This is a genomic window from Ruegeria sp. CDSA089 (genome assembly GCF_059612205.1).
Map to the genome: position 1 here is coordinate 65,651 of NZ_JBXWQD010000009.1, position 25,683 is coordinate 91,333.

At 55.8% G+C, this 25,683-nt stretch carries 29 protein-coding genes and 1 pseudogene; 12 read left to right on the plus strand and 18 right to left on the minus strand.

The genetic code is table 11. From position 1 onward, the window contains the following. Positions 1–72 precede the first annotated feature (72 nt). Positions 73–270, plus strand: coding sequence for a heavy-metal-associated domain-containing protein (locus AC2FJ6_RS18385; RefSeq protein ID WP_170417905.1), 198 nt, complete (start codon positions 73–75; stop codon positions 268–270). Positions 271–307: 37 nt separating this feature from the next. Here the strand turns inward: AC2FJ6_RS18385 and AC2FJ6_RS18390 are convergent, their stop codons facing one another. From AC2FJ6_RS18390 to AC2FJ6_RS18400, 3 genes are read right to left on the minus strand one after another with little or no spacing between them, the layout of a single operon-like run. Further along, positions 308–1,036, minus strand: coding sequence for a DsbA family protein (locus AC2FJ6_RS18390; protein ID WP_414478956.1), 729 nt, complete (start codon positions 1,034–1,036; stop codon positions 308–310). Position 1,037: 1 nt separating this feature from the next. Further along, complete coding sequence (locus AC2FJ6_RS18395; protein WP_170418019.1) at positions 1,038–1,511, minus strand: c-type cytochrome; 474 nt, start codon at positions 1,509–1,511, stop codon at positions 1,038–1,040. Beyond that, positions 1,511–2,284, minus strand: a complete 774-nt coding sequence (locus AC2FJ6_RS18400; protein ID WP_475220230.1) for a multicopper oxidase domain-containing protein — start codon at positions 2,282–2,284, stop codon at positions 1,511–1,513. Before AC2FJ6_RS18400 ends, AC2FJ6_RS18395 begins: the two co-directional genes overlap by 1 nt. Before the next feature lie 54 nt (positions 2,285–2,338). Here AC2FJ6_RS18400 and AC2FJ6_RS18405 point away from each other — a divergent pair, with 54 nt between their 5' ends. Next, complete coding sequence (locus AC2FJ6_RS18405; RefSeq protein ID WP_475220231.1) at positions 2,339–2,488, plus strand: hypothetical protein; 150 nt, start codon at positions 2,339–2,341, stop codon at positions 2,486–2,488. Between the two features lie 9 nt (positions 2,489–2,497). Here AC2FJ6_RS18405 and AC2FJ6_RS18410 read toward each other — a convergent pair. From AC2FJ6_RS18410 to AC2FJ6_RS18440, 7 genes and pseudogenes are all read right to left on the minus strand, one after another. Continuing rightward, a pseudogene (locus AC2FJ6_RS18410) lies at positions 2,498–2,881 on the minus strand (multicopper oxidase domain-containing protein); the annotation flags it as partial. 39 nt (positions 2,882–2,920) lie between these two features. Beyond that, positions 2,921–3,820, minus strand: coding sequence for a c-type cytochrome (locus tag AC2FJ6_RS18415; protein ID WP_170417899.1), 900 nt, complete (start codon positions 3,818–3,820; stop codon positions 2,921–2,923). Between the two features lie 9 nt (positions 3,821–3,829). Beyond that, on the minus strand, positions 3,830–4,399 hold the full coding sequence (locus tag AC2FJ6_RS18420) for a c-type cytochrome (protein WP_170417895.1): 570 nt from the start codon (positions 4,397–4,399) through the stop codon (positions 3,830–3,832). A 60-nt stretch (positions 4,400–4,459) separates the two neighbouring features. Further along, a complete protein-coding gene (locus AC2FJ6_RS18425; RefSeq protein ID WP_170746572.1) occupies positions 4,460–4,612 on the minus strand; it encodes a hypothetical protein in 153 nt (50 codons plus the stop codon). Between the two features lie 183 nt (positions 4,613–4,795). Beyond that, on the minus strand, positions 4,796–5,245 hold the full coding sequence (locus AC2FJ6_RS18430) for a c-type cytochrome (RefSeq protein WP_170775025.1): 450 nt from the start codon (positions 5,243–5,245) through the stop codon (positions 4,796–4,798). Between the two features lie 67 nt (positions 5,246–5,312). Next, positions 5,313–5,903 (minus strand): L,D-transpeptidase, encoded by a 591-nt coding sequence (locus AC2FJ6_RS18435; RefSeq protein ID WP_170417888.1) that lies wholly within the window; start codon positions 5,901–5,903, stop codon positions 5,313–5,315. Between the two features lie 634 nt (positions 5,904–6,537). Beyond that, positions 6,538–7,191 carry a L,D-transpeptidase gene (locus tag AC2FJ6_RS18440; RefSeq protein WP_050605720.1) on the minus strand — a complete coding sequence of 218 codons (654 nt, stop codon included), beginning with the start codon at positions 7,189–7,191 and terminating at the stop codon, positions 6,538–6,540. A 374-nt stretch (positions 7,192–7,565) separates the two neighbouring features. Between AC2FJ6_RS18440 and AC2FJ6_RS18445 the strand changes: the two genes are divergently transcribed. From AC2FJ6_RS18445 to AC2FJ6_RS18455, 3 genes are all read left to right on the plus strand, one after another. Continuing rightward, positions 7,566–7,877 carry a DUF2933 domain-containing protein gene (locus AC2FJ6_RS18445; RefSeq protein WP_255612174.1) on the plus strand — a complete coding sequence of 104 codons (312 nt, stop codon included), beginning with the start codon at positions 7,566–7,568 and terminating at the stop codon, positions 7,875–7,877. 39 nt (positions 7,878–7,916) lie between these two features. Continuing rightward, positions 7,917–8,090: a hypothetical protein gene (locus AC2FJ6_RS18450; protein ID WP_170417885.1), complete on the plus strand. Its 174-nt coding sequence runs from the start codon at positions 7,917–7,919 to the stop codon at positions 8,088–8,090. Between the two features lie 117 nt (positions 8,091–8,207). After that, positions 8,208–10,304, plus strand: a complete 2,097-nt coding sequence (locus tag AC2FJ6_RS18455) for a protein-disulfide reductase DsbD family protein (protein WP_170418009.1) — start codon at positions 8,208–8,210, stop codon at positions 10,302–10,304. A gap of 9 nt (positions 10,305–10,313) precedes the next feature. Here the strand turns inward: AC2FJ6_RS18455 and AC2FJ6_RS18460 are convergent, their stop codons facing one another. The 5 genes from AC2FJ6_RS18460 to AC2FJ6_RS18480 form a co-directional block, all read right to left on the minus strand. Further along, positions 10,314–10,772, minus strand: coding sequence for an ATPase (locus AC2FJ6_RS18460; RefSeq protein ID WP_170417881.1), 459 nt, complete (start codon positions 10,770–10,772; stop codon positions 10,314–10,316). Positions 10,773–10,886: 114 nt separating this feature from the next. Beyond that, on the minus strand, positions 10,887–12,035 hold the full coding sequence (gene ccmI, locus AC2FJ6_RS18465) for a c-type cytochrome biogenesis protein CcmI (protein ID WP_170417878.1): 1,149 nt from the start codon (positions 12,033–12,035) through the stop codon (positions 10,887–10,889). Continuing rightward, positions 12,032–12,520: a cytochrome c-type biogenesis protein gene (locus AC2FJ6_RS18470; protein WP_170417876.1), complete on the minus strand. Its 489-nt coding sequence runs from the start codon at positions 12,518–12,520 to the stop codon at positions 12,032–12,034. The genes ccmI and AC2FJ6_RS18470 overlap by 4 nt, the downstream gene beginning before the upstream one ends. Continuing rightward, on the minus strand, positions 12,517–13,086 hold the full coding sequence (locus AC2FJ6_RS18475) for a DsbE family thiol:disulfide interchange protein (RefSeq protein WP_170417873.1): 570 nt from the start codon (positions 13,084–13,086) through the stop codon (positions 12,517–12,519). Before AC2FJ6_RS18475 ends, AC2FJ6_RS18470 begins: the two co-directional genes overlap by 4 nt. Before the next feature lie 4 nt (positions 13,087–13,090). Next, positions 13,091–15,085 carry a heme lyase CcmF/NrfE family subunit gene (locus tag AC2FJ6_RS18480; protein WP_170417870.1) on the minus strand — a complete coding sequence of 665 codons (1,995 nt, stop codon included), beginning with the start codon at positions 15,083–15,085 and terminating at the stop codon, positions 13,091–13,093. Between the two features lie 236 nt (positions 15,086–15,321). Here AC2FJ6_RS18480 and AC2FJ6_RS18485 point away from each other — a divergent pair, with 236 nt between their 5' ends. Continuing rightward, positions 15,322–16,431: a transporter gene (locus tag AC2FJ6_RS18485; RefSeq protein ID WP_170417865.1), complete on the plus strand. Its 1,110-nt coding sequence runs from the start codon at positions 15,322–15,324 to the stop codon at positions 16,429–16,431. 4 nt (positions 16,432–16,435) lie between these two features. Here the strand turns inward: AC2FJ6_RS18485 and AC2FJ6_RS18490 are convergent, their stop codons facing one another. Then, a complete protein-coding gene (locus tag AC2FJ6_RS18490; RefSeq protein ID WP_050605729.1) occupies positions 16,436–17,101 on the minus strand; it encodes a hypothetical protein in 666 nt (221 codons plus the stop codon). Positions 17,102–17,331: 230 nt separating this feature from the next. Between AC2FJ6_RS18490 and AC2FJ6_RS18495 the strand changes: the two genes are divergently transcribed. Next, entirely contained in the window at positions 17,332–18,387 is a 1,056-nt protein-coding gene (locus AC2FJ6_RS18495) for a tyrosine-type recombinase/integrase (protein ID WP_170417862.1), read from the plus strand. A 54-nt stretch (positions 18,388–18,441) separates the two neighbouring features. On the opposite strand, the gene AC2FJ6_RS18500 is transcribed toward AC2FJ6_RS18495, so the two are convergent. Together AC2FJ6_RS18500 and AC2FJ6_RS18505 are read right to left on the minus strand one after the other, a co-directional pair. Continuing rightward, positions 18,442–18,786: a type II toxin-antitoxin system RelE/ParE family toxin gene (locus AC2FJ6_RS18500; RefSeq protein ID WP_170417859.1), complete on the minus strand. Its 345-nt coding sequence runs from the start codon at positions 18,784–18,786 to the stop codon at positions 18,442–18,444. Continuing rightward, on the minus strand, positions 18,783–19,040 hold the full coding sequence (locus AC2FJ6_RS18505; protein ID WP_170417856.1) for a type II toxin-antitoxin system ParD family antitoxin: 258 nt from the start codon (positions 19,038–19,040) through the stop codon (positions 18,783–18,785). The genes AC2FJ6_RS18500 and AC2FJ6_RS18505 overlap by 4 nt, the downstream gene beginning before the upstream one ends. An 836-nt stretch (positions 19,041–19,876) precedes the next feature. Here AC2FJ6_RS18505 and repA point away from each other — a divergent pair. The 5 genes from repA to AC2FJ6_RS18530 form a co-directional block, all read left to right on the plus strand. Then, a complete protein-coding gene (gene repA / locus AC2FJ6_RS18510) occupies positions 19,877–21,061 on the plus strand; it encodes a plasmid partitioning protein RepA (RefSeq protein WP_170417853.1) in 1,185 nt (394 codons plus the stop codon). Further along, positions 21,061–22,029: a plasmid partitioning protein RepB gene (gene repB, locus AC2FJ6_RS18515; protein ID WP_170417850.1), complete on the plus strand. Its 969-nt coding sequence runs from the start codon at positions 21,061–21,063 to the stop codon at positions 22,027–22,029. The genes repA and repB overlap by 1 nt, the downstream gene beginning before the upstream one ends. Positions 22,030–22,206: 177 nt before the next feature. Beyond that, complete coding sequence (locus tag AC2FJ6_RS18520; protein ID WP_170417847.1) at positions 22,207–23,262, plus strand: helix-turn-helix domain-containing protein; 1,056 nt, start codon at positions 22,207–22,209, stop codon at positions 23,260–23,262. Positions 23,263–23,416: 154 nt separating this feature from the next. Then, entirely contained in the window at positions 23,417–24,526 is a 1,110-nt protein-coding gene (locus AC2FJ6_RS18525) for a Fic family protein (RefSeq protein ID WP_170417844.1), read from the plus strand. Positions 24,527–24,869: 343 nt separating this feature from the next. Then, positions 24,870–25,683, plus strand: an 814-nt coding sequence (locus tag AC2FJ6_RS18530; protein ID WP_496669668.1) for an ImmA/IrrE family metallo-endopeptidase, incomplete at its 3' end; no start/stop codon positions are given.

Sequence of the window (25,683 nt, forward strand, 5' to 3'; positions counted from 1 at the left end):
CAATAATCACGACTTGACCTTCCTGTGCTGGAATACTTTAGCCGGGACGACGGAACACAGGAGCAAACATCCATGACGACCCTAAATATCCCGGATATGAGCTGCGGGCACTGCAAGTCAGCTATCGAAAAAGCCGTTGCCACGGTGGATTCCTCCGCACAGTTGGACTTTGACATGGAAAACCGCAGGGTACGTGTCTTAAGCACCAATTCACTTGATCATATCCTTGCAGCGCTGAAGTCCGAGGGATACGAAGCCACGATCGCATGATAAACTTAGGAGCGCACATGCTGTCGCCCCCTTGGTTCTATCTTGCGTCTCTGACTGCCACGATTAACCGGGTCATTTCATCTTCGGTGATCAGACCCGGGGCAAGCGCATCTCCAATCACAAACGAAGGAGTGCCACTGAAGCCAAGCTGTCGGGCCAATTCCATGGAAATCTGAATATGCGCGTCGACTTCCGGCGCTTCCATATCTGCGCGCAATTGATCCTCGTCCAGGCCAAGTTCCCGAACAACTTTCAGTACACTGGCCTCAGTGGCACGACCGTTCAGAGCCATAAGCGCCCAATGAAATTCTTCGTATTTTCCCTGGTTTCGTGAGGCCAGCGCAGCGCGTGCCGCGAAGTCGGAACCTTCTCCAAGTATGGGCCATTCTCGATAAACAATTCGCACATCGGAATCGCCCGCGATTACGTTCTTCACGACCGGGGCAGCGCGTTTGCAATATGGGCAGTTATAGTCGAAAAACTCGACCACGGTTACATCGCCTTCCGGGTTTCCGATTACAGGCGCATTCGGATCCTGTTCCAGCAATTCACGCTGATTTTCCAAGACGCTTCCAATTGCTTCGGCTTTTGCCTGATCCTCGCGCTGTTGAAGCAATTGAATCGCCTGCATGATGATCTCAGGGTTTTCCAAAATGGCTTCGAGAGCCAGCCGTTTTACATCGGAGTCAGACAGCTCGTCGGCGCGTGCCATAGGAATGCCAATCGACATGGCGATAGCGACTAAGCCTGCAAGTATTCGTTTCACATCAGTTTCCTTCCGTTTGTTCTGCTTCGGTGCGTTGCTCTTGCAGCTTGCGTTCCCGATCCGGCCAACTCTCCTTGATGAAGGCGAGGATGTCCCAGATATCCTGATCCGACAGAGTGTCCCCGAAGCCTGGCATGCCGCTTTTGACGTCAGCGACACCCATCTGTTTCAAAGTTTGGTCCCCGCCAAACTTTGTATAGTCGAACAACAGCTTGTCGCCGTGATGCCAGGTATGCCCGGTTCGGTCATGCGGGGGCGCCCGCAAGACGCCATCCGGATCAGGTGTTTGCCAATCCTGCTGACCCTCCAAATTTGCCCCGTGGCATGACGCGCAGTTTTCGGCGTACAAAACTGCACCACGTGCCGAATCCGCTGATGCACTGTTCTGCGCACGCCCACTCAGGCCCCAGCCAGCGACCGCGACAATGATCACTACAGCAGCCAGTGACACCCATTTCGCCGAACTCTTGTTCATCATGCCACGCTCAGCCAGGTCTTCATACCAGCGGCCTGATGCGACAGCATATGGCAATGAAACAGCCAATCCCCCGGGTTATCCGCAACGAACGCAATCTCCCGCTTTTCTATCCGGTCAACCAGGATTGTGTCCCGCAGCGGCCCTAGGTTGCCGTTTGGCAGAACTTCCTGAAAGTGCGTCCCGTGCAAGTGCATAGCGTGCGGAAAGACGGTGTCGTTCTGCATCTGAATCCGGACTATGTCGCCACGCGAAACGGCAGCAAGGGGGTTTTCAGGTAACCCGGCGACACCGTTGAATGTCCAGATCTGCCCTTCCTGAACCAATTCATTGGTGCTCATGACCTGGCCGTTAAAAGTGCCTTGACGCAGTCCGCCCATCGCCCCGCCTTCCATCACTAATGGGATTGTCAAAGCGTCAGAAACATCTTCGAGAAAGGAAACAGGGTTGGGTGGCAGGGCTTCTATTGCACCGCGGTTTGCGGATGCACCGCTTCCCGAAACCGGGATTTCAGCAATGACAAACGATTCATCGCGTTCGTGAAGAGTTATTTGAACGGCTTCGTTCGATTCCGCTGTGACATCAACAATTAAGTCTGCTCGCTGTGCAGGCCCAAAAACAAGGGTTTCAAAATCCTCTGGCTGCCTTACAGGCATGCCATCATAAGCGACCAGTTTCCCGTTTGCGCCACCTACTGAGACATACATGATCCGATCAGTTGCCACGTTGACCATTCGAAGTCGCAAACGCTGGTTTGTCAGAACTTCTGTCATGGGCGATATGTGTGCGTGAACGTAGTTTCCCATTCGGCCTGCATGCGTCCAGTCATGCATCGCGCCGAAATCATCGACGATTTGGGCGTCCTGACCCAACCTCCAGTCATCCAGCAGGATCGTAATGTCATGATCCGTGTCCGGCGGGTCCATTTCGTCGACGATGAACGCGCCGTAAAGGCCCCTGGCCACTTGTTCCGTTGACTGGTTATGAGAGTGGTACCAGAAGGTTCCTGCATCCTTCAGAGGCAAGTCATACTGAAACTCGCCGCTTGTTGGTACAGCCTCCTGTGTAAGACCCGGCACCCCATCCATGTTGTTTGGAACCCGCAGTCCATGCCAATGGATTGCCGTAGGCTGAGGCAGTGAGTTCAGGAGTGTCCGGCGAACCGTTTCGCCCTGCCGGGCACGAATTTCGGGGCCCGGAACACCGCCATCATATCCCCATATCTCGGTTTCAGGATAGCTGTCGGGGGCAACACGTGCCAATCCTGAACGCGCCTCGATTATTCGGGGGGCGGTAGCCGCCCTCCCGATAGTCGGCACTGCGATTAGTGCCGACGTGCCTGCAACGAATTGCCTGCGATTGAGCTTCATGAGGACTTCCCTCCAAAGAAAATTTGATCTCTCACTCGATTACCCCCCGTCGTGCACATCCAGCAGATAGGTCGCCATTGCCTTCCGGTCTTCGTCTGTCAGAAAGCTGGTGCCATAGTTTACGACCTCTCCCATGGCGCCGCCGAAGACATCGCCATCAGGCATGACGCCGGTGCGCAACGCGTAGGCCAAATCATCTACCGTCCAACCACGCTTTTGCAGGGTCTCAAAGTCGATGGCCGGTGCCTTGTCACCGCCCGGCAGAGAGTCACTTCCCTTGAAGTGTTCCGTGTCCGAATTTCTTGCGCCAGCCAGGTTCCTCCCGGTGTGGCAGGCCGCACAATGTGTGGCACCTTCGACCAGTAGCCGGCCCCGGTTCCACACTTCGTCATTGCCCGGCACGGGATCAGTGCGGGGTGGTTCCAGAAAAGCCGCGCGCCACAGCTTCAGGCCCCATCTCTGATTGAAGGGGAACGCCATTTCCTGTTCTTTTGACGGTTCCGCTACCGGTGGAACTGTTTGCCATGCGGCCCAGAGATCGGCGATGTCCTGATCCGTGAAATTGGCATAGAATGGATAAGGAAAGGCCGGGTAATAGGGTTGTCCGCCGGGTGATACGCCTTGACGCACCGCGCGGGCGAACTCCTCGATTGTCCAATCACCGATCCCGTGATCGGGATCTGTGGTCAGGTTCGGCGAAAAGAGCGTGCCGAACGGGGTATCCAACTCCACCCCACCGGCCAAGGCCGCGCCCCCTTTGGCAAAATCTGTGTGGCAAGCGATACAACCACTTGCCCTTGCCAGATACGCCCCGCGGTTAACGTCACCCTGAATGTCGAGAGCTTGTAAGGGCTGGCCAATCGGCCAAGCCATCACAGCAACAAGTCCCGCTGACGCCGCTACGGCGGCAGCAAGGCCCAATCGGAATATCGGTCTCATGACGCATTCCTATTCCGACCGAAATTGCGTGTGACACGCCGAGCATGTCTGGCTCAGCATCATGAACACACCATCTGCCGGCATTTCAGAAAGTTGTGCCTGGTTTGGACTGCCGCCCATCATTCCGGCACCCATCATAGAACCGCCACCCATCATGGATGCGCCGCCCATCATGCCCGAACCATGGCCCGACCCGGACATCATCAACCCGTTGTCCGCCGCAAGCACAAGGCCTTCAGAGTAGGATTCCAACTGCCTGGCTAACTCTGCAAATGAACCCCAATCCTGCCAGATCTCCGATTTGGCCTCCGAGGGTTTGCCATCAGATCCCTCTGGAAACAGCTTTGTCATGCTCTCGCCAGCGTGACGCCCGATTTTCTTGGCCTCGCTTCGTACCGTTTGCGCATTGTAGGGCGTTTTCCCCTGCATCATCGGCGTAAGGATCTTCATGCTGTCCTTCATCGCGGACATACCATCCATGCGTTCTTTGACGATGCCGGTTGCGCCACCATGCGCCAGGGCGGCGGCTGCAAACAGAGAAACCAGGGCAACGCCTGTGGTCATTTTCAGAATGTTCATTGTTTTGTCCTTGTCGTCTGCTTCGACGCGCCCAGGTTGAGCGCAATTCGACTGGTCAGATCAGGACACGCGGCGGTGGTGGGTCAAACGCCGCGATACCGAGAACCCGGTATTGGGCTCGAGGGATCGAGTATCTTTGTTCAGTATCTTGGGGGCCAGGCGGTGGTGGACCCATCGAAAATAGACCAACAGCGTTGCAAATCGTTCCGCCATGACAATGTCCGGGATGACCCTGCTTGACATGCTCAACGTCCGCGGAGTCCGTTTGGTCAATCACGTGCTGAGAACCACTGCCATGTGCATGAGCAGAATCGGCCGTCACAAGCAGCCCGCCAATGGTCAGCACCATTGACAGTATGATGTAACGAATTGCACTGCCCATTCGGCTCGTCACCTTCAGAAAATCCCGTTTTCCTGCTGCAGCTCTCTGATATACGCCACGATGCCCTTCACATCCGCACGGGTCAAGCCATCGACCGGCGGCATATTGCCGAACTTCCAATGGTGTGCCCGAACTCCATTCTGGACTGCCGCATAAAATGACTCGTCCGAATGGTGGCTTGGTTCATAGATTTTATGCACCAAAGGTGGTGCAAGGCCTTCCAGACCTGTTGCATTCGCGCCATGGCACGCCGAGCATTTGGCGTCGAATGCCACTTTGCCGACGGCCGCAAATTCGCTTAGCTGGTCCGGCAGAGTGACGTTTTCGATTGGGTCTCCTTGCTCCAGTGCTGACGTATCGGGCGGCGTCATCGAGTGACCTGTTGGTTGCTGATTTAAGTTGTAGACGAACGCGGCGGCGCCTGCGATCACTACTCCGCCGATCAAGAGTGTAAGTTTATCCATCTCTGTTCTTCACATGATTGTCAGTTCTTAGGTTCAACGCGCGCAAAAAAAATCGGCCTGACCAAGGTCAGATCAGTTTTACCTGAGTGCCCACAGTGGCCAGTTCGAACAATTCCGCAATCTGCTCGTTGTACAAGCCAATGCAGCCGTTGGAGGATCTTCTCCCGATCTTGCGCGTGTCGTTGGTGCCGTGGATCCGGTAGTATTGCCAGCTCAAATAAAGTGCATGTGTCCCCAGAGGATTCTCCGGACCCGGGCCCACATAATCGGGCCAAGCGGGGTTGCGCTTTTTCATTGCTGGTGTCGGTCGCCAAGACGGCCCTTCGACCTTGCGAGTAACTGTGGTGTAGCCCAGCCTTGTAAGGTCTTCCGTCAGCGGTACGCTGGTTGGATACATTCGGTAGACGCTTTCGTCTTCCGACCAATATTGCAGGACCTTGGACTGTGTATCGGACAGGATCACACCATTCTTAAGCGTATCAAAGTGGTCCTGCCATTTAGCAACGCGGAATGAGGAAACATTGCGGCGCGTCCCCTCAGTTGCCGTTGATTGGGCCCAAACGGCCGGTGCTGGAAAAAGCGTCGTCGCAGCAAACGCGGCAATCACTCCACGTCGCGTAACAACCTTTCCTTCTTTGCTCCGTTTCATGCCTGCCATCCCAAAGTTTATTCTTTTTTTCCGACTCAAATAACTCGTATGCCCGGTTCCTGCGCTGGAAGGTCAACACGCAAATGACATTTCATATGGGATGTCTCGTCTGAATTGTCGTTGCCGTTGGCGCAGGGATATTTCCTTAGAAGGCGGACCCAAATCATCAAGTCATTGTGGAAAAGCAATTTTTCTTGGACGTAACTCCAGGCTGCTTTAAGCAAAACCTGACTTTCTTGAATCAACCGAACACAAAAAAGCAACGCTAACAATTGCTTAGTTCTTGGTGAATTGATGTGATCACCCGTCGATGCGAGGGTAGCAGGCACTACAAATGACAATCACAGTGGACTAAACACCATGTCCTTCAGGAAAGCTTTCCAAGCACTGGCCGCACTTTTGTTCATCGGCGCTTGTACCGAAACAACGTCAATATCTGCAGATAGCGAGCCCGGAACGCTTTCCCAAGTTCCTGACGCCGTAGCCCAGATTGCTGCTCCGGGCCAGGACCTGAACGCAGTGAAAATCATGCCTGAGGACGGTTGCTATTGGTATCGCTATGTTGGGCCAGTTGAAACAACCTACCTACCACTTAGGACTATTGAAGGGCGCCCAATCTGTACGCGCGCCTGACAAGCGCCTGTCAGCTGGTCGCGGTCAGAAGCCGCTCGGGAGGGTAGAGATGAGCCGTGGACCCTGGCCTGACACGATCATAAAGCCCGATGATATGTGGCATCGCCATCCTTACGCAGCCAGAACTTGCGCGACCTCCGATAGATCTTGGATAAGGCGTTCCGTGAATTCGCAGGTATGTGTCGCGACCACCTTCGAACAGATAAAACGCCCTTGATCCCAATGGGTTTGTCGGCCCACCGGGCACACCATCTGCGAATTGCGCATATTCATCAGGGTCGCGCTCAATCATTTCGGCTGTAGGAGTCCAACGCGGCCATTTGGCCTTTCGCTTGATCGTGTAGACTCCGGGCTCGTAAAGATTGCCTCGGGCAATGGCTACGCCGTAACGCATTGCTGTGCCACCGTCTTCGATGAAATACAGATATCGTGCCACCGCGTCGACATGAATGTCACCCGGAGTAAGTGGTCGATTGGTTTGCACACGCTGAGGCAGGAAACGTGGGTGTAAACCCCAGGGATTGGATGTTGCGGGATCAAAATTGGCTGGAGTTACTTGCGCATCCCACTCCGACCATTGCGAGGCCGCCGCCGACGTCACTCCAAAAACCGGCTGAGAGAAAATGGCGAGCGAGGCTGCAACAAAATGTCGTCTGGTCAGCATTGATAGCGCTCCTATTGGCTGGTTGGTGTCTGGAGTTAGTACCCAGGGGATTAGACAATCCGCGACGGGGGAAGATTTGTCCATTCAATTATTCGTTCGATATCGCTTCGACCCACCCGCGAGTTTTCAAGGCTTAAAGTGACCTAGGCAGCTTCGTGTTTAACCTGAAACTTCACCAGGCGTCGGGACGACAATGCCTGCTGTTCATACCCCTAAAAACTTCCCTGTTCCGGCCGTGTCTATGCACCAAGTAAGGCCCAAGCAAATGCTGGACTGGTTTGACAGCGTCAAATTCGCTTCGCGCCAAAACAGCTTGACCTTCCATCGTGGGAAGGCGTTAGCAGAGGTCTCCAATCCAAATTTTGGAGTTGAATGTGAAAGAAAAACAGACTGCAAACGCGCCGCAGGCGTCAGTACCGGTTAGCGGCGGCAAGATAATGAAATGGGGCATGATGGTATGTTGCATTGCCATGATAACGCCGATCGCTCTCTACTTGATCGCCGGCGGGACGGTTGGTGGGCTTTCTGACTCCTTGGGTCTTTTCGCACCGTTGATCCTGTGCCTCGGAGCCCATTTCTTTATGCACAAGGCGATGGAAAAATCCTGTCATTCGAACAAATCTGAATCGGAAAGACCAAAGGCAACAGACGCCGCGGTCGGACCGAACCCAGTACACCGGCAATAATCTTCAATCATGAAGCTTTGGTGCTCAAGGTTGGCCGCCATGTCGCTGGCCGCTCTTTCGCTGGCGGCTTGCGCACCACGCCCTAAACTATGCCCGCTGCAACCGCCGCAGCCTGAATACGCCCTGCCCCAAGGTTGCCGGGTTCAATGGGAGGGCGCGGATGGCGGGGCCTATTTCATCTGCGAAGACGGGCGCGAAGGTTTCGTGAGCTGATCGTGGGGATGTGACATTCCGGCTCGTTGACCCTCCAGCGCTGGAATCTGGCAGAGACGGGTGCAAAACAACCGATGGCAACGCGCAATGGCAAGAACACTCCTAAATTTATGTATTATGATCTTGGGGTTAATCTTTGGCCAGACTTCCGCCGGGACAAGCCTTGCAGCTACATCCCAAGCGTATGAATCAGAGCCCCTGGTCGCACACATAATTACCGCGCAGGACGGGATCGCGCCTGACGTCAAGACGATCACTGCAGGACTGCATCTGAAACTGGGCGAAGATTGGAAAACCTACTGGAAGTCGCCTGGTGAGGTGGGAATTCCGCCCAAGATCACTTGGAACGGCTCGCAAAACGTCAGCGACGTACAGTTTCACTGGCCCGCGCCGATCCGTTTTCGCGCCTTCGGGATCGAGAATTTCGGGTACAAGGACGAAGTGGTCTTTCCGCTGACCGTCACACTCGAGAACCCCGGAGCGCCAGTTGACTTGAAGGCCGCTGTGACAACGCTGATCTGTTCCGATATCTGTGTGCCGGTCGAGTTTTCGCTGGACTTGTCGCTGACTCAGGGAACGGGTCGGGATCAGGACTCGGCCCGGCTTATAAATGCCTTTCTGTCGCGGGTGCCAACCACGGGAAACACAAGCGGAATGAAGTCCGACGCCGCGACCCTGGATACCGAGTCCGAGATGCTGACGCTGAATTTCACCAGCGACCTGCCCTTTGATGCGCCTGATGTCTTTCCCGACATGGGACGTGACACCGCGTTTGGTGCACCCGACATCCGGCTCGCTGGCGACAGGCGTCAGCTATGGGTGCAGTTCCCGGTCCTCGCTCTGGCACAGGACCCCCCCGCCTTGTCCGTCACGGTTACCGACACCAACCGCGTGGCCGAGTTTTCGCCCCGTACCGACGCTCCCCCTACCCCGCCACCATATGAGATCGCGGCCGCCGAAACTTCAGCCAGCGCGCTGGTCTGGATCATTTTGCTGGCGGTGGGCGGCGGGTTGATTCTGAATGTCATGCCCTGCGTACTGCCAGTGCTTTCGATCAAGCTTTCCTCGGCGGTAAAGGCTCGCGACCGCTCTGCGGCTCAGATTCGCGCCGGGTTCCTGGCTTCGGCAGCCGGAATCCTGACATTCATGTGGCTGTTGGCGGCTATCACCATTGCGGCGCGGTCGCTGGGCTATTCCGTCGGCTGGGGCATCCAGTTCCAGAATCCGCTTTTCCTTGCGGTGATGATCGTGGTGCTGGCGGTTTTTGCAACCAGCCTCGCGGGCTTGTTCGAGATCACGCTGCCGCAGTCGCTGAACACCCGGCTTGCCCATGTCGAAAAGGGCCGCGTGTCGCTGGTCGGGGATTTCCTGACCGGAGCCTTCTCAGCAGTTCTGGCGACGCCCTGCTCGGCCCCCTTCCTCGGCACGGCGGTGGCCTTTGCCCTGACCGGCCGACCGGTGGATATCGTGGCGATCTTCACCGCAATGGGGGTCGGGCTGGCCATTCCTTACCTGCTGGTTGCAGTGCACCCGAAACTTACCGCCGCTCTGCCTAAACCGGGGCGTTGGATGGTGGGATTAAAATGGGCCCTGTCGGCGGCACTGCTGACCACGATCGGCTGGTTGGTCTGGGTGATGGTCGGGGTGGCCGGAGACACTGCTGCAACTGCTACCGTGCTGGCTGCAACTGTTCTGGTCCTGTTGATCTGGAAAAGTACGATGATGCCACCCGTTTTGCGCTGGACAGCCCTGTTGCTGACGCTGACCGCAGCGTTTGCCGCACCGGTTGCGATTGCCGGCAAAGACCGGTCCAGGCTGCTTGAACCAGCCGGAGAGATCCCTTGGATTACCTTCAGCCGCCCCGAAATCGCCCGCCTTGTGTCGCGCGGCGAGGTGGTTTTCGTCGATGTCACAGCCGACTGGTGTCTGACCTGCAAGGCCAACAAAGCGCTGGTGCTGGAACGCGGCGAGGTTCTGGCAACACTGCAATCGGACAAAGCAATTCCGATGCAGGCCGACTGGACCCGCCCCGACGATGTGATCGCCCGTTTCCTTGAGGACAATGGACGGTTCGGGATCCCCTTCAACATCGTCTACGGCCCGTCGGCCCCCGAAGGCATCGCCCTGCCAGAGATCTTGACCACGAACGCCATTCTCGACGCGATGGAACAGGCCGCGCCGATTGCGGGCGGAGCCGTGGAAAGCGGATCCTGACCCCGGAGTTCACATATCCCGGACGCGGTTGCTCTGCTGCGCTAAACGCATGGTCTCGTGCTCTTCCATATCCAGTATCGCCTGAAAGAGTTCGCGTGCCTCGGGTATCTCGGCACGCCCGTGCAAATACCGATATAAGTCGATCACCTGATTGTGAAGATCGAAGACCGCTTCGCAGATCTCATCGACGCTCATCTGTGCGAACGGCCTGTCGCAGGCGCGATGTGGGTCGATCGGCTCATTGCCCAAATAGTCATATACCCAGGTGTTGAGCGCTTTGGGATCGGCTCGTTTCACGAAACCATCGACGATTTTCTCCAGAGCAGCCTCATGATCGGCGAGGTAGGTAAGCAACATCCTGGCCAGCTCCTGCTCTGACTGTGTCGAACAGTGGGCCAAACATTCGGCGAGCCAATGATGCATTTCCCGCGTCCAGACAATTAGATCAGAAAACGTTTCAACTTTCATGGTCTCAACCTCCTAAAGATCGGCATGCGATAGCCTAAACCGGAATTTTCCAGATGGCTCACTGGGCATCAGCGCGAAGTCGGCGCCGGCCCGATCCACGCCGGGCTGCGGGAATCAACCCCCCAGTTCCAGCAATGCCCGGTCGATTGCCACCTTGCGCGGATCCCCCTGCGGCAGGTCATCCGCCAGATCCCTTGCCCTGCCATAGGCGTTCCGGGCGCCGTCGGTCTCGCCCAGCACCGAATAGGCGTTGCCCAGCCGCATCCAGCCGTCCAGATCGCCTGGGTTTTCCTGCATCCGGCTCGCAAGCCGTTCGACCATCGAGCGGATGAAGGCCTGCCGGTCTTCGTCTGACATCTCCTCGGCCGCCGCCACCTGATCGGCAGTTGGGCCGGGCATGGAAGGGGCAAAAGCCGCCAGATTCACCGGAGCCCGTCCGATCGACGGGGCGATGCGGTTAAGCTGGGCCACAAAACTCTCCATCCATGGCCGGAACTCCTCTTCGGCGTCCATCCGCGTCTTCAGTAGGTCATAGGCCTTATCAGGCGATCCAGCCTGCTCCAGACCAATGGCTTTGTAGAATGTCGCTGCTGGGTTCGATGGGTCCAGTTCCAAGGCTCGTTCAAACGCCCGATCGGCCTTGGGCGTAACGACACCGTCATCGGCATAGACCAACGCCTCGCCATATTGCGACACCAGCGCTGAATTCGCATTGGGTCGGTCCAGCAACCCCTCGAACGCGTCTGCGGCATCTCCAAAGCGTCCCATACGCATATAGGTCTGAGCCAACAACACCCATCCCTCGGTTGGCCCGCCGGTTTCATCCGCCTCAAGCCGCGACTTCAGGCGCACGGCAAGGTCGGCGATTTCACGGGCTTCGGCCTGCTCCCCCTCGCGTTGGGCAAATGGCTGGCTGGGGATGTAGGGACTACCCAGTTGCCAATAAAGACCGGCTCCGAGCGCTGGAACTACCAGCGCGGCAAGTAAAATCAGCGCACGCCCGGAATGGCCCATTATCGCTTTGTCGTCCGATTGCCGGTCAATCGCCTTCAGGCGACGTTCTATCTCGGCTCTGGCGGCCTTGGCCTCTTCGGCTGAGATAATTCCTCGTTCCAGGTCCTTCTCCACTTCGCCGATCTGGTCGGAAAAGATGGCAGAGGCGCTTTCGCGTCTCGACAAGTCCGAGGTCTTGCGCCCCAGGCCGGAGAGGGCGAGCGTCAGAAACACCGCCACGGCCATGAATGAAAAGATAATCCAGATCATGCGTGCGGCTCCGTGAGTGAATGGTTTTCGGGATTCCGTTCTTCGCTCGCGCCGCGTTCCGTCTCTTGTTTTCGCGACTTCCGATATCGGCGCGCATTTTGGGTCAATACCGCTGCAGTCGCGATACCACCCAGCCCCAGGATGACGATAGGCGCAACCCACAGAATGTAAGTTGATGGCTTCCATGGCGGGTTGAACAGAACATAGTCGCCATAACGCGCAACCAGAAAGTCCATAACCTGCTGGTCCGTGTCGCCTGCCACCAGCCGTTCGCGCACAAGCAGACGAAGGTCGCGCGCCACGCCAGCGTTAGAACTGTCGATGTCTTGGTTCTGGCACACCACGCATCGCACCTGTTTCGAAATCGCCCGGGCCCGCTCTTCCAATACCGGATCTGCAAGTATCTCGTCGGGCTCAACCGCGAATGCCGGCTGCGACACCAGCATCGCCAGAGTGACCGCGGTAATTACAATGCGACGTATCATGACGCCTCTCCTCCGGCCGCCCGCGCCTGATCCAGCGCGGTGCGCATCTTTGAAATTGCCTCGTCGCCCAGCACCGGGCCGACAAAACGGAATACGACCTTGCCCGCGCCATCAATCACAAAGGTCTCCGGCACGCCGGAAATCCCCCATTCGATCCCGGCTCGGCCGTCCAGGTCGGAACCGATGCGCTCATAAGGGTTGCCCAGATCGTCGAGCCATTTCCGCGCGTCCTGCGGCTTGTCTTTGTAGTTAATGCCCATCAGGCGAATGCCCTCATCGCGTACCATACGCGTCAGCACCGCATGTTCGGCCCGGCAGGGCACGCACCAGGACGCAAACACGTTGACCACGATCGGAGCTGACCCGTCATTTTCCACCAGATCGGTACTGGACAGCCCGTGGGTATCCAGCCCTTCGACCGGCGGCAAGTCGAACTCAGGCACCGGCTGCGAGATCAAAACAGACGGGATTTCGTTTGGATCGCGATCGGGATTCAGTCCCCATAGCAGGAAGGCACCCAGGATGCCGGCAATCGTAATTGGGAACAGTGCAAATAGACGTTTCATTGCCCTACTCCGCCGCCACCGCAACGGAGCTCTGCCCAGTCCGTTTTCGTGGTGCACCGACGCGTAGACGCCGATCGGAGAGTGACAAGACACCACCAAATGCTAACAATCCTGAACCTATCCAGATCCAGACCACCAATGGCTCATACAAGATACGCAGGGTCCATTTGCTCTGTTCTGATTCCGCCGCCGGTTCCGATATTGAGGCGTAAAGGTCCCCTGCCAACGTCGTTCGAATTGCTGACTCGGTCGTACTGGTACCCGCCACGAGATAGGCCCTGCGCTCGGGTTGAAGCGTGGTGACATAAGCGCCATCGCGAAATACCGTCAGTGTGGCCGCGCGAGACAGATAGTTCGGACCGCGAAGCTGTTCCACACCGTCAAAACGCACGTCGAACCCTGCTATCTCAATCTGTGTTCCGGGCTCGGCAAAAGTCACGACCTCGGATTTCCAAGCGCTGGACCCGATAAAGCCGATCATACAGACAGCCAACCCCGCATGGGCCACGACCATGCCGTAATGAGAACGCGGTAGGCTGCGGGCCCGACGCAGGGACTCGGCCAACGGTGCCTCACCCAGCTTAATTCGGCTGGCCCACTCTGTCAGCACAGCGCCCAGCAACCAAACCGCAAGGCCGATCGACACTACCGCCAAGGCTGGGCCGCCGGTATCCAGATACCACACAAGCAACGCTACGAGCAGGCTAACCCCGGCCACCCATTTGAGCCGGGACAGAACACCGCGCAAATCCGCCCGCTTCCATGACAACAGCGGCCCAATCCCCATTACAACGACTAGAACCAGCATGATCGGCACGAAACTGGCGTTGTAATAAGGTGGTCCAACCGAAATCTTTTCACCTGTCACAGCCTCAAGCAAAAGCGGATAAAGCGTACCGAATAGAACCGTCGCCGTTGCGGTGGCCAGCAGCAGGTTGTTAATAAGCAAACCGGCCTCGCGGCTGATCGGGGCAAAAAGACCGCCGCCCTCCATCTCCGGTGCGCGTATGGCAAACAGCGTCAATGAACCACCGATCGCGACAGCCAACAGCGCCAAGATGTAAATGCCGCGTTCGGGATCGACCGAAAACGCATGGACCGATGTAAGCAAGCCTGAGCGGACAATGAATGTCCCCAACAAGGACAACGAGAAGGTCAAAACGGCCAGTAGGATCGTCCAACTTTTGAAGCTGCCGCGCTTTTCGGTCACAATGGCCGAATGGAACAGCGCTGTGCCAGCAAGCCAGGGCATAAACGAGACATTCTCGACCGGATCCCAGAACCACCAGCCGCCCCAACCCAGTTCGTAATAGGCCCACCAGCTGCCCAGAACGATACCAAGTGTCAGAAACACCCAGGCCGCCAATGTCCAGGGTCGGACCCACCGCGCCCATGCCGGATCGACCCGCCCCTCAATCAGGGCAGCCACGGCGAAAGAAAATACGATAGAGAAGCCGACGTAACCCAGGTATAGGAACGGCGGGTGCATAGCCAGGCCGACATCCTGCAACAGCGGATTTAAATCCTGACCATCCAGCGGTGCCGGAAACACCCGGTCAAACGGGTTCGAGGTGAACAGCATGAATGACAGGAACCCCGCGCTGATCCAGGCCTGCACTGCCAGAGTGCGCGCCTTGAGTTTCAGTGGGATGTTCCGAGCCAACAGAGACACACCCAGCCCGAAAATCACCAATATCAGAATCCACAACAGCAGCGACCCTTCGTGGCTACCCCAGGTCGCAGCCACCTTGAAAAGCATCGGTTTCAGCGAATGAGAATTGCTGGCCACATTTAGCACAGTGAAATCGCTGACCACGAAGGACCACATCAGAGCGGCGAAGGCGATAGCAACCAGCGCTGTCAGTAGGACCGAGGTCGCAGATGCCGATCGCATCCACATGACATTGTTCCGTGCTGCTCCAATCAAGGGAAATACGCTTTGCACCAAGGACACGGCCAGGGCAAGCGCCAGGGCGAACTGCCCGATTTCCGGTATCATTCCAATCCCTCCGGATTTCCGGTTTTGCGGCCTTGTCCGACAATCCAGCGCTGGAGGGTCAAGCGCATTATTGCCGCACCCCCTTCGGCTGATGCATGCTTGACGAGCGCAAATCTGGCCGGCGGCCTTGACCTTCCAGCGCTGGAGACCCCCACCATTTCGACTTCACCGATGGACGTACCGAACACTTTGTTTTCAGGGCAGGGACTCAGGAAACAAACGAACACGAGGGCATCATGACACGGAGCAACAGCAAGATTACGTGCGTCTGGCAACGCCTCCAGGCTGTAATACTGGCTGGGGGGCTGAGCCTTGGGTCAACTGCCATGGCCCAACCGGAAACCCGTCCGGCTGACAACGTGGCGATGAACCCGCAAGCCTCCAGCAACATGTCAGGTATGGGAAGCATGTCCAGGATGATGCGCCCCGACGCGGTGCCGCCAACGGGTGTCGTTGGCGGTATGCATCCACCCGAGGGTGTTTTGATGCCTGTGTTCTCTTACATGAACATGGAGATGGACGGAAATCGTACCGGAACGCAGTCGCTGTCTACCTCGAACGTTCTGTCGCAGTATCCGATCGCGCCGCTCAGCATGAGCATGAACATGGCGATGGTCGGCCTGATGTACGGTGTGACCGACGAGATCTCGGTGATGGCGATGCTGCCCTATACCCGCAAGACGATGAAGCACCAGACCCGCATGGGCCAGACCTTTAAGACCAGGGCACAGGGGTTTGGCGATCTGAAGATCATCGGCGGATATGATATCTACAAATCCGACGGGCAGGTGCTGGAACTATCTCTTGGCCTCAGTCTGCCGACTGGCTCGATAGACGAGACCGACACCACGCCAGCTGGGCCGGACCAGCTGCTGCCCTACCCCATGCAACTGGGTTCAGGCACCTACGACCTGCTGCCGGGCGTCACCTATACGGGCCAGAACGCGGATTGGTCTTGGGGCGCCCAGCTGGCCGCCGTGATCCGGATGGGTGAGAATGATGCCGGTTACACCTTGGGTGACGTCTATTCAGCAACAGTTTGGGGTGCACGGCGCTGGAATGACCAGTTCAGCTCCTCGTTGCGGGTGGTCGGCGACATCGTGGAAAACATTGACGGGTCGGATGCGCGCCTGAACCCAGGCATGGTGCCCACCGCTGATCCGACCCTGCGCGGCGGCCAGTTTCTGAGTATCGGAATCGGAGTGAATTACCTTGTGCCGGGGTCGGGCGTTTTGGCGGGCACGCGCCTGGGTATCGAGGGCGTGATCCCTGTGTATCAAGATCTGGATGGGCCCCAGCTTGAACGCGATTACGCAGTCTCCTTCGCGATACGCAGGGCGTTCTGACCCTTCAGCCCCAAACCGACTGTAAACGGACAATCAGCGCCGCCGCGGTGGTCAGAACGACCACTGACACCGCCATCAGTAGCAGGGCCAATGTCACAGGTCCGCCGCGCCCAGGTACGCGACGTGCCAGTTGGGCTGCAAATCCAGTACCGTGGGCGATCTGGCTCTGAACGACGGATAGGTATAGCGGCAGCGCTCCGACCAGCGTGGCGTACAGGTAAACGCCTGAGATGTTCTCGAAGTAGGCGGAGCGTACCAGCGTCGGACCGACTACCCGCAACGCCACTACGGGATCACCGCCGAAAGACCCGAACCAGTCTGCCGAAAGCGCGTAGATCAGCGCGTGCAGCGCGATGAACAGGACGGCCCGTAGCAGCAGGTCAATTAGCAGATACCGGGCCGGGATGGCCCCCCTGCCCCGCGCCCTTACCCCAACGGCGAAAAGAAAAAAGCTGAGATAATTTAAAAGGAAAACGACCGGCAACCCATTCGTCACCACCTGACGCAAAAACCGAACAAACGCGGGACCACTGTTCAGGAGGTGCGTCGCAAAGCCCGGCGTGCGCAAAACGAAGATGGCCAACAGCGGAAACAACGCAAGGCAACTGACGATCAGCGTGTTTCTGGCAAACTTCCAGAAAGGCAATTCAGTGGCAAAATATCTGTTCATTTCATTTAGTTTGCCAACGGTTCCAGCGCAATGTCGATGCCAATTGGTTTACAGACCTGCGACAGAACCTCCGATTTTATTATTCCGCAAGCCCTCTACCTACTTTACGCGCAAAATCTGTTACTTTTGCTCGTTACTTTTGTTGCGCTATCAGTTTCAAGTTACACTCGATAAGTATCCCTTATCAAGTATAATTGATTTTGCGGGAAAATGGGCGCAGAGTGGGCCGTATGAGCACCCCTGAGCCCTATCTCCCCGCCCCCTCCCCTGCCCTGTCGCAGTCTGACCAGGACGCCCTGACCGATCTCTATGTCCGCGGCACACCCGCCAACACGCTCAGGGCCTATGAGCGCGATTTGCTCTATGTAACGGCCTGGAAGGCAGCACGGTTCGGAGTGCCGTTGGACTGGCCCGAGAGCGAGGCCACAGCGCTGGCCTTCATTCTCGATCACGCCCGCGATCTGGGAGATGCCGCGCCCGAGGATGTCGCGCGTCAGAGTGCCGAGATGTTGATCGCGCAAGGGCTACGCAAGTCCCTCGCCTGCCCGGCCCCTTCTACGCTGGACCGGCGCATCGCCTCCTGGCTGGCCTTTCATCGAATGAAGAACCTGACCAGCCCTTTTGATGCGCCGCAGGTGAAGCAGGCCCGTGCCAAGGCGCGCCGCGCCGCCGCCCGGCCCCCTGCCCCAAAATCGCAGCAACCGATTACCCGCGATGTGCTCGAGCAGTTGCTGTCCACTTGTCGGGGGTCCCGGCGGGATTGCCGCGACCGCGCCATCTTGATGCTGGGTTGGGCTTCGGGTGGTAGACGGCGCTCGGAGATCACCGGGTTGATGTTTGAAGACGTCTCGCTGAAGGAGTTCGACGAGAAAAGCCTGGTTTGGATTTCACTGCTGGAGACCAAGACGACAACCAAAGGTGAAACGCCGCGGCTGGTGTTGAAAGGCCGCGCAGCCCAAGCGCTGGCCCATTGGATCGAGGTGGGTGAGATTCAGGACGGCCCCTTGTTCCGGCCTGTTTCAAAAGCCGATCGGGTGTTAACCCGCCGCCTCAGCCCGGATGCCATCGCGCAGATCGTCAAGCGTCGGGCGAAACTGGCGGGCCTGCCGGACGGGTTCGCTTCCCCCCATGGGCTGCGCTCGGGCTTCCTGACCCAGGCCGCGCTGGACGGCGCCCCGATCCAGGCCGCGATGCGCCTCTCCCTGCATCGCTCCATGGCCCAGGCGCAGAAATACTACGACGATGTGGACATCGCGGATAACCCGGCGACTGATCTACTGGGGTGAGTAGTTACTGACTATTTAATAATCCCCGCTTGAGGGAAACTCCGGCTGCTGTGCCTATGTCTTGTTTCCTGTCGCATCTGTTAACGTGGCCAGCGCGGAAACATGTCGCGGCAGATCGCAACGGGAATGCAGGATATCAACAATGATCACCGCGTCCGGCTGATCCAGATAAACCAGGAAATGCTCTCCTGCGCGCACATATCTGAGATCCGCCGCCTCTTCGACCAATATAGAACAACTTCGGCTGGCCACCCTGCCCTCTGTGATGGCCTGACAGCGCGCTATTAGTTCTTGTTCATAAAGATCGGCTTGATGCGATCCAAACTTGTCGATGGTCCATCGGGCAATTTCCACCAGGCTGGATTCAGCGCGGCGTGTCAGTCGAAAGGGTCTGGTCACGCCTTGGCTCGTGCCCTTGCAAAGGCACGACGGATCGCATCCGAACCCCTGCCTTCTGCCAAATCTCCGGCCTGAGCCTGCGCTACACCCTCCTGCAAGCCTTGTTTGAGAGACTCCAGCCCCGCTTCTTCCCGCTCCAAAAGCCGAAGGCCGGCGCGCAACGCTTCACTGGCGTTCTGATATCGACCGGACGCAACCAGATTCTGCACCAGTTGATCCTGCGATTCTGTAAGTACAACATTGCGGGTTACCATGGCGTAAGCCTCCTTTTTGGCAATATATGCCAACGAGACCGTCTGTTCAACGATTGAGGAGCCCAAAATCACTAATTCGAGCAAGCTGGTTTTATGGACGCTAATGGGACGTGAACACACGGATCATGTCTGTGATCCCATATGAATCCAATGACGGTAGAGACTTGCGTCAAAAGCCGCGCCGCGCAAGCACAGCTGCACTGGATCGAGGACAGTTCCGTGTTCCGTCGCAACTTACAGGCGCACAATTCCCGAAACCCCGCCCTCACGGTATGCCATTTCTTGGGCAATTGGCGAGCGGCTGACTCTAGCCGGAATGTTCGCGTGTTTTCCTCTGCGCACGGGCTGAGCTCGGTGTATCTGACCCAGATCGCCATGCCATTCTCACCGCATCGTACTCCCGTACTGGCGCAGAAGTATTGTTACGAAGTTGGTATCGCAGAAAACTCGATAACGAAATTGTTGGTGAGAGAATTTGACCAATCAGCTCAACTAGCTCCCTGCCCTTCCCAATTGCGCAATTTGCGCCAAAAGCCGTTCGGCCTTCACTCCAACTCCATGCTAGAGGCGTTCTACTCAAAGCGGAGCATAGGGAGGAGTTTTACAGGAATGCCTTCGCATGCCTACGTTAGAACTTCATCGACTGAAAGAACCCATGATCCCGCTCAACCGAGTTTACAACTGTAAACCACCCTGCTCTGATGCAAAGCGTATGTAGTCCTCCGCGTTGGAAAACCTACAATATAGGCGAAAATCCTTGACTTAGTGCTATGAATCACGGCTGTTTATCTCAAGTGGCGCAAAAATGACCACATTCTTTAATTTGAGGCAACTACATGATTCCCGTGACACCACTTGCGGCAGAAAGACCATCGGCACTCGCCACGGAAATATCTGAGAGATTAAACTCGGCTATCCGGGAACATCTACTTGCTGCATTTGCCCCCGACAACACCAAATCACTGCGAAATTTTGCAGCGCCAGAAGCTGCTGAACTCTTAGGAGTCTCAGGTCAATTCATGCGCAAAGTCCACGCAGAGGGAACGATTCCTGAACCGAATGACGTACGCAGCGGTAGGCGTTACTATACTGCCCAAGAACTTTGGGAGGCTCGCGAAACGCTTGAGAAAACCTCACGCAAAAAAGGGCGCTATGTCCCTCGCCGGACTGAAGGAGAAAAGCTCCAAGTCTGGCAGTTGATGAACTTCAAAGGCGGCAGCAGTAAGAGCACCACAACAATTCACTTGGCTCACTATTTTGCGCTTCGCGGTTACCGTGTGCTGGCTGTTGATCTGGATCCTCAAGGCTCTCTTACATCCATGTGCGGCATAAGCCCCGAAATAGAGTTTGACGGGCTGACGATTTACGATGCTATTCGATATGAAGATCCGGTAGATATGGCGGACGTCGTGCTTCCGACGTACTTCCCCGGTCTCTCTGTGGCTCCGTCACGGCTTGTTCTTTCCGAATTTGAGACAGAATCTGCCGTTCACTCCAACCCAGACCATCCGTTCTTTACAAGAATACGGAATGCCCTGGCCCAGGTGGAAGGAGATTTTGACCTTGTTCTGATTGATAGCCCACCTCAGCTAGGATTCTTGACAATTGCTGGGATGGCGGCCGCCAGTTCATTGCTTGTGCCACTTACACCTTCGATGCTGGACGTGTCTTCGACGGCTCAATTTCTCGAACTCGCTGGTGCTTACATGGCAGTCATTGAAGATGCCGGCGCTACGCTCGAATACGACAACTTCAAATTCCTGATAACGCGTGACGAGCCAACAGACGTACCGTCTCAACAACTGGCTTCGTTCATGCGGGCACTGTTTCAGGATCGCGTTATGTCAGCCACAGCCCTCAAAAGCACCGCGGTCAGTGACGCCACAATGCTCAAACAATCAATTTACGAAGTCGTGCGGTCAGAAATGACACGCGCAACTTATGATCGGGCAAAGAACTCAATGGATGCGATCGGCTCTGAGGTAGAGCAAATGATCCATCAAGCATGGGGACGCAGCTAATGGCTAGAAAGTCGCTTCAGGAGATGTCGGGGATCGCAAACACCATCGCGCGCTCTGGCCCCAAGGCCATCGATAAAACTCCAAAACCCAATGCCCCTGCTCTTGGTGCGCTTCAGGGCTCTCTTGCCGCAATCAGGGAAATTGACCCTGCTCTGATCGACGACTGGGGGCCTGCCGATAGGCTCGGTGAGTTTACAGCTGTAAACATTGACGAAGAAGACGATAGTTTTGAAAGCTTGATGTCGAGTATACAAGACGGTGGCCAACAAGTTCCCATTCTTGTCAGAAGATCGAAATCCGACGGTCGATACGAGGCAATTTATGGACGGAGGAGGCTCAAAGCCTGTCGTGAACTTGGTATTAAAGTCCGCGCCAATGTTCAGGATATCGACGATGCTTCAGCGCTTCTCGCCAAAGGGCTTGAGAATGCTGCGAGGCGCAATCTTTCCTTCTACGAGAAAGCACGTTTCGCCGAGGCGATCCTGACTTCCGGGCATGACACGGCAACGGTGCGGCAAGTATTGAACGTTTCGAAATCAGGGCTGTCTCACCTGACAAAAATTACGCAACATGTTCCTGCAAAGATTGGTGACATGATCGGCGCAGCCCCAAAATCAGGCCGCCCAAAATGGACCGTGCTTGCAGAGCACTTCGTTGCAGGCAAGCTAGCGGAAGATGAAGCTGCAAATCTTCTTGCAACCATTGAGCCATCGATGTCGTCAGATGATCGGCTGGAAATGCTCCTAAAAGCAGCTGCCAAACGCGGTGCAAGACAAAGAGAAGGTGCAGCCGAACTCAACCCAATCGAAGGCGTTACAATCAAATCTACCAACGGATCACTAACTGTTTCGGTCAAAAGGACCGGAGCTAACGCTGGCTTCGCTAGCTGGTTGGACGAAAACATGGCTGAAATCATTAAGCGCTCACACGCTGAGTTTACAGCTGTAAACGCCAAGAAAAAGAACTGAGGACGAGCAGAAAGGAGGAAGGCAAACAAACAAAACCCCCGAAACCGGAGCTTCGAGGGCTGCTGCGCAAAGCGCAATTCTTAGATTAGACACCTAGAATCTAGCAGCACCCGAATCGCCACACAAGAAAAAACGCTCTTGAGCGAACGGGTAATTTTTGTCTGCCGATAGATAATCATGAAAACACTAACAGCATTGGCTCCAATTGGAGCGACCTTGTCGGGAACGGCAGGGCAGGGGAACAGTACGCCCAAAAAATGGATACTTCTTCGCGCCGTTGAAGAGGCCAGAGAACCTCTTGGGTTAAAATCCACAACTCTCAATGTCCTGAGAGCGATGGTTTCCTTTATGGGCGGTGATCAGATTGCTGCGGACCAGGATGATCATCACATCTGTTTCGCGTCCAACGCGGCGATAGCCAAACGAACTCATGTCAGCGTGCAGACAGTTGAGCGTCATATCTCGACGCTGGTGGACCTTGGACTTATCCGCCGCGTCATGAGCGCAAACGGTAAGCGATGGGCGCGCCGGGATCGCCAGGGCAGGGTGGTCACCGCAACTGGGCTCTCCTTGATGCCTTTGTCTGAACGGCACGCTGAGTTCATTCAGGAAGCCCAGAGGCATGCTGATCGCGTTCTCGAGTTCACTGTACTCCGTGACAAAGTTTCCGCCGCTCTGGCGCGCCTTAAGGAACTCGTAGCAAATGACACCGCGATCTCTGATTTGGTGACCACCGTACGCAATGCTCTGCGTCGCAAACCAGATGCGAATGTACTCAGCGAGCTGTTGGCAGAAATCTCTGTGGAAATCTCCGAGATAACACAGACTGATACAGAAAATTTGAGGGCCAGTGACAGTGAAATTGAGGGGCACAAAGAGGACTCTTTGAATCCGGAAGTTAAGAAAGAAAAGCTTTCTCAGATTCAGGTTTCTCCAGACCAAATGGAGCGCAGTTTTCCACGGCTATGCTCAGAACTACGCTTTGCAAAAGATCAGCACCACTGTGATCGGCTTATGGATGATATCGCCGAGTATCTACGGCTTGGCCAAACCTGGTATGCAATGAAATCAACTTTTGGCCCAGCTATTCGCTTCATTGTTCTCGGATACATCTTTCAACGTGCTGAGAACATACAATCTCCAGGGGCTTACCTGATTTCGTTGCTGGCCAAGATCGAAAAGGGCGAATTGTCTCCAAAGGCAATGCTCTCGCGGACATCCAATGCTACGTAAATTTGGGGAAACAGGATGAAATTTACCGTTTTCAGATTACACCTCCAAGTGATGACTGGATCGAAGGGTCTGAAAAAGGTGAGCTATAGGATTGACCTCTATAAATCACGCAACCATAAATAGTGAGTTATAGAAAGGAAGCTTATACCTCACGATGTGGAACTGGCAGAACCCTGACTGGCCTACCTTTCGTTACGACGCCGCAAGACTCGAACCATACGAGCAACAGTTCCTGTTGTCCTCAGGGGAAGTTCTTGGAGCGGTTCATCATGTGAACACATCGGATCGAGATCAATTGCGTATCGACCTGCTAAGCGAAGAAGCAATGAAGACCAGCGCGATCGAAGGTGAGATGCTGGATCGTCTCAGCGTGCAATCTTCCTTGCGCCGACATCTTGGACTGGCTCCCGACAGCTATCCATCCAAACCGCGCGAGCAGGGCGTTTCTGAAATGATGGTGGATGTTTATTCCAACTATTCGGAACCACTGTCACACGACACCCTGTTTCGGTGGCATGACATGCTTCTGTCCCATGACAGGCATCTGGAAACGATTGGATCATACCGGAGCCATGAGGATGCGATGCAAATCGTCTCAGGCAGGCTCGACCGCCCAACGGTGCATTTCGAAGCTCCACCTTCACATCAGGTTCCGGCTGAAATGGACCAGTTCGTAGCCTGGTTCAACCGGACCGCACCGGATGGTCCCGAACCATTGCGCGCACTGATCCGGGCCGGTTTGAGCCATCTGTATTTCGAGAGCATTCATCCCTTTGAGGACGGCAATGGCCGGTTGGGTAGGGCGCTGGCTGAAAAGTCCTTGGCCCAGAATATCGGTCAGCCAAGTCTGATTGCCCTTGCTTTCACGATCGAGCGAGAGCGGAAGGCTTACTACGACCAACTCGAACGCCATCAAAAGACGCTGGAAGTCACACCGTGGCTCGTCTGGTTTGCCGAAACTGTCCTTACAGCACAGCAGGTGACGCTTGAGCGGGTTGGTTTCTTTATTTCCAAGACGCACTTCTATGATCGGTACCGTGATCAGTTCAACACTCGCCAAAGCAAGGTAATCGCCCGTTTGTTCAAGGCTGGGCCGGATGGGTTCACAGGGGGATTGAGCGCTGAGAACTATATCTCGATCACGGGAACATCGCGCGCCACAGCAACGCGGGATCTCCAGAACCTGGTAGAGAAGGGCGCTTTGATCCGAACGGGTGAACTCCGGTACACGCGATATTGGTTAAAGCTAGATCGGGACGGGTAGGGGGCTGAAGTACGGCACGAAGCGCGGGAAGCTGCCGTTCTCTGCAGTCGCGAAACCGTTCACTCGAAAATCAAAAAACGGCCATTCCGGTCTAGAATGACGACTTCGATGATGCCGCAGCCGTACCGATGTCAGTAAAGCGCAGAAGTGACCTTTGCAAAGTCAGTTTTGACACTCGAAACTCCCTTACAGGCGGCAGAGTGAATTCCCTGGGTCGGCCCCAAAATGCACCTAGCATCGCTAAGCAGACCTCACTGTGATATCTATGCACTATGCGTCGTCTGCAAAGTGTCCTACATCTCAAGTAATCAAAGAACAAATATCCAACGGCGAAGCACGGTTTATGTCCATTAAAGTCAATCCAGATGTCCTGATTTGGGCACGTGAGACCGCTGGTTTCACGCTGGAAGATGCTGCGCGCAAGCTGTTTTCTGATGGAGTCCGTGAGACGGCTGATCAGAAGCTTGAGGCACTTGAAAGTGGCGACAGAGAACCGTCCCGTGCACAACTGAATAGCTTTGCCAAGTTGTACAAAAGACCTTTGCTAGCATTTTACATGGAACAGCCGCCACGCACCGGACGCAGAGGGCAAGATTTTCGTCAAAGTCCGGACAGCCGCACAAAGCGCGAAAATGCTATGTTGGATGCTTTGTTGCGTGATGTGAAGGCTCGGCAAGAGGCCATAAAAGACATCCTCATAGATGACGAGGATTTTTGGGAGCACAAATTTGTAGGATCCGTCAATCTCAAAACGAGTGTTGAGGCCACGGTAAAATCCATTTCCAACGAACTTGAGTTTGACTACACGGATGTGAGCTTGCGCCGCGGTGACCCGGACAAGCTGTTTAAGCGGCTGCGTATGGAAGTGGAAGACATCGGCGTTTTTGTATTGCTGTTGTCCGATCTTGGTTCCCACCACTCCACGATCCCGTCCAGTGTATTCCGCGGCTTTGCAATCGCTGATGATGTCGCCCCATTTATTGTGATTAACGCAAAAGAGGCCAAACCGTCCCGCTCCTTTACACTGATGCACGAACTTGCCCATATTTGGCTTGGAACAACCGGAGTAAGCGGTCAAGCCTCTACTGCCACCCCGACGAACCAATCCGCCAAGATTGAACGGTTTTGTAATGATGTGGCTGGAGAGTTTCTTTTGC

What these genes read in the sequence shown, in the direction of transcription:
- AC2FJ6_RS18385 (WP_170417905.1), top strand. Translation starts at nt 73, where the DNA reads ATGACGACCCTAAATATCCCGGATATGAGCTGCGGGCACTGCAAGTCA.
- AC2FJ6_RS18395 (WP_170418019.1), bottom strand. Translation starts at nt 1,511, where the DNA reads ATGAACAAGAGTTCGGCGAAATGGGTGTCACTGGCTGCTGTAGTGATC.
- AC2FJ6_RS18400 (WP_475220230.1), bottom strand. Translation starts at nt 2,284, where the DNA reads ATGACAGAAGTTCTGACAAACCAGCGTTTGCGACTTCGAATGGTCAAC.
- AC2FJ6_RS18405 (WP_475220231.1), top strand. Translation starts at nt 2,339, where the DNA reads ATGCATCGCGCCGAAATCATCGACGATTTGGGCGTCCTGACCCAACCT.
- AC2FJ6_RS18415 (WP_170417899.1), bottom strand. Translation starts at nt 3,820, where the DNA reads ATGAGACCGATATTCCGATTGGGCCTTGCTGCCGCCGTAGCGGCGTCA.
- AC2FJ6_RS18420 (WP_170417895.1), bottom strand. Translation starts at nt 4,399, where the DNA reads ATGAACATTCTGAAAATGACCACAGGCGTTGCCCTGGTTTCTCTGTTT.
- AC2FJ6_RS18425 (WP_170746572.1), bottom strand. Translation starts at nt 4,612, where the DNA reads ATGGCGGAACGATTTGCAACGCTGTTGGTCTATTTTCGATGGGTCCAC.
- AC2FJ6_RS18430 (WP_170775025.1), bottom strand. Translation starts at nt 5,245, where the DNA reads ATGGATAAACTTACACTCTTGATCGGCGGAGTAGTGATCGCAGGCGCC.
- AC2FJ6_RS18435 (WP_170417888.1), bottom strand. Translation starts at nt 5,903, where the DNA reads ATGGCAGGCATGAAACGGAGCAAAGAAGGAAAGGTTGTTACGCGACGT.
- AC2FJ6_RS18440 (WP_050605720.1), bottom strand. Translation starts at nt 7,191, where the DNA reads ATGCTGACCAGACGACATTTTGTTGCAGCCTCGCTCGCCATTTTCTCT.
- AC2FJ6_RS18450 (WP_170417885.1), top strand. Translation starts at nt 7,917, where the DNA reads ATGTCGCTGGCCGCTCTTTCGCTGGCGGCTTGCGCACCACGCCCTAAA.
- AC2FJ6_RS18455 (WP_170418009.1), top strand. Translation starts at nt 8,208, where the DNA reads ATGATCTTGGGGTTAATCTTTGGCCAGACTTCCGCCGGGACAAGCCTT.
- AC2FJ6_RS18460 (WP_170417881.1), bottom strand. Translation starts at nt 10,772, where the DNA reads ATGAAAGTTGAAACGTTTTCTGATCTAATTGTCTGGACGCGGGAAATG.
- ccmI (WP_170417878.1), bottom strand. Translation starts at nt 12,035, where the DNA reads ATGATCTGGATTATCTTTTCATTCATGGCCGTGGCGGTGTTTCTGACG.
- AC2FJ6_RS18470 (WP_170417876.1), bottom strand. Translation starts at nt 12,520, where the DNA reads ATGATACGTCGCATTGTAATTACCGCGGTCACTCTGGCGATGCTGGTG.
- AC2FJ6_RS18475 (WP_170417873.1), bottom strand. Translation starts at nt 13,086, where the DNA reads ATGAAACGTCTATTTGCACTGTTCCCAATTACGATTGCCGGCATCCTG.
- AC2FJ6_RS18480 (WP_170417870.1), bottom strand. Translation starts at nt 15,085, where the DNA reads ATGATACCGGAAATCGGGCAGTTCGCCCTGGCGCTTGCCCTGGCCGTG.
- AC2FJ6_RS18485 (WP_170417865.1), top strand. Translation starts at nt 15,322, where the DNA reads ATGACACGGAGCAACAGCAAGATTACGTGCGTCTGGCAACGCCTCCAG.
- AC2FJ6_RS18490 (WP_050605729.1), bottom strand. Translation starts at nt 17,101, where the DNA reads ATGAACAGATATTTTGCCACTGAATTGCCTTTCTGGAAGTTTGCCAGA.
- AC2FJ6_RS18495 (WP_170417862.1), top strand. Translation starts at nt 17,332, where the DNA reads ATGAGCACCCCTGAGCCCTATCTCCCCGCCCCCTCCCCTGCCCTGTCG.
- AC2FJ6_RS18505 (WP_170417856.1), bottom strand. Translation starts at nt 19,040, where the DNA reads ATGGTAACCCGCAATGTTGTACTTACAGAATCGCAGGATCAACTGGTG.
- repA (WP_170417853.1), top strand. Translation starts at nt 19,877, where the DNA reads ATGATTCCCGTGACACCACTTGCGGCAGAAAGACCATCGGCACTCGCC.
- repB (WP_170417850.1), top strand. Translation starts at nt 21,061, where the DNA reads ATGGCTAGAAAGTCGCTTCAGGAGATGTCGGGGATCGCAAACACCATC.
- AC2FJ6_RS18520 (WP_170417847.1), top strand. Translation starts at nt 22,207, where the DNA reads ATGAAAACACTAACAGCATTGGCTCCAATTGGAGCGACCTTGTCGGGA.
- AC2FJ6_RS18525 (WP_170417844.1), top strand. Translation starts at nt 23,417, where the DNA reads ATGTGGAACTGGCAGAACCCTGACTGGCCTACCTTTCGTTACGACGCC.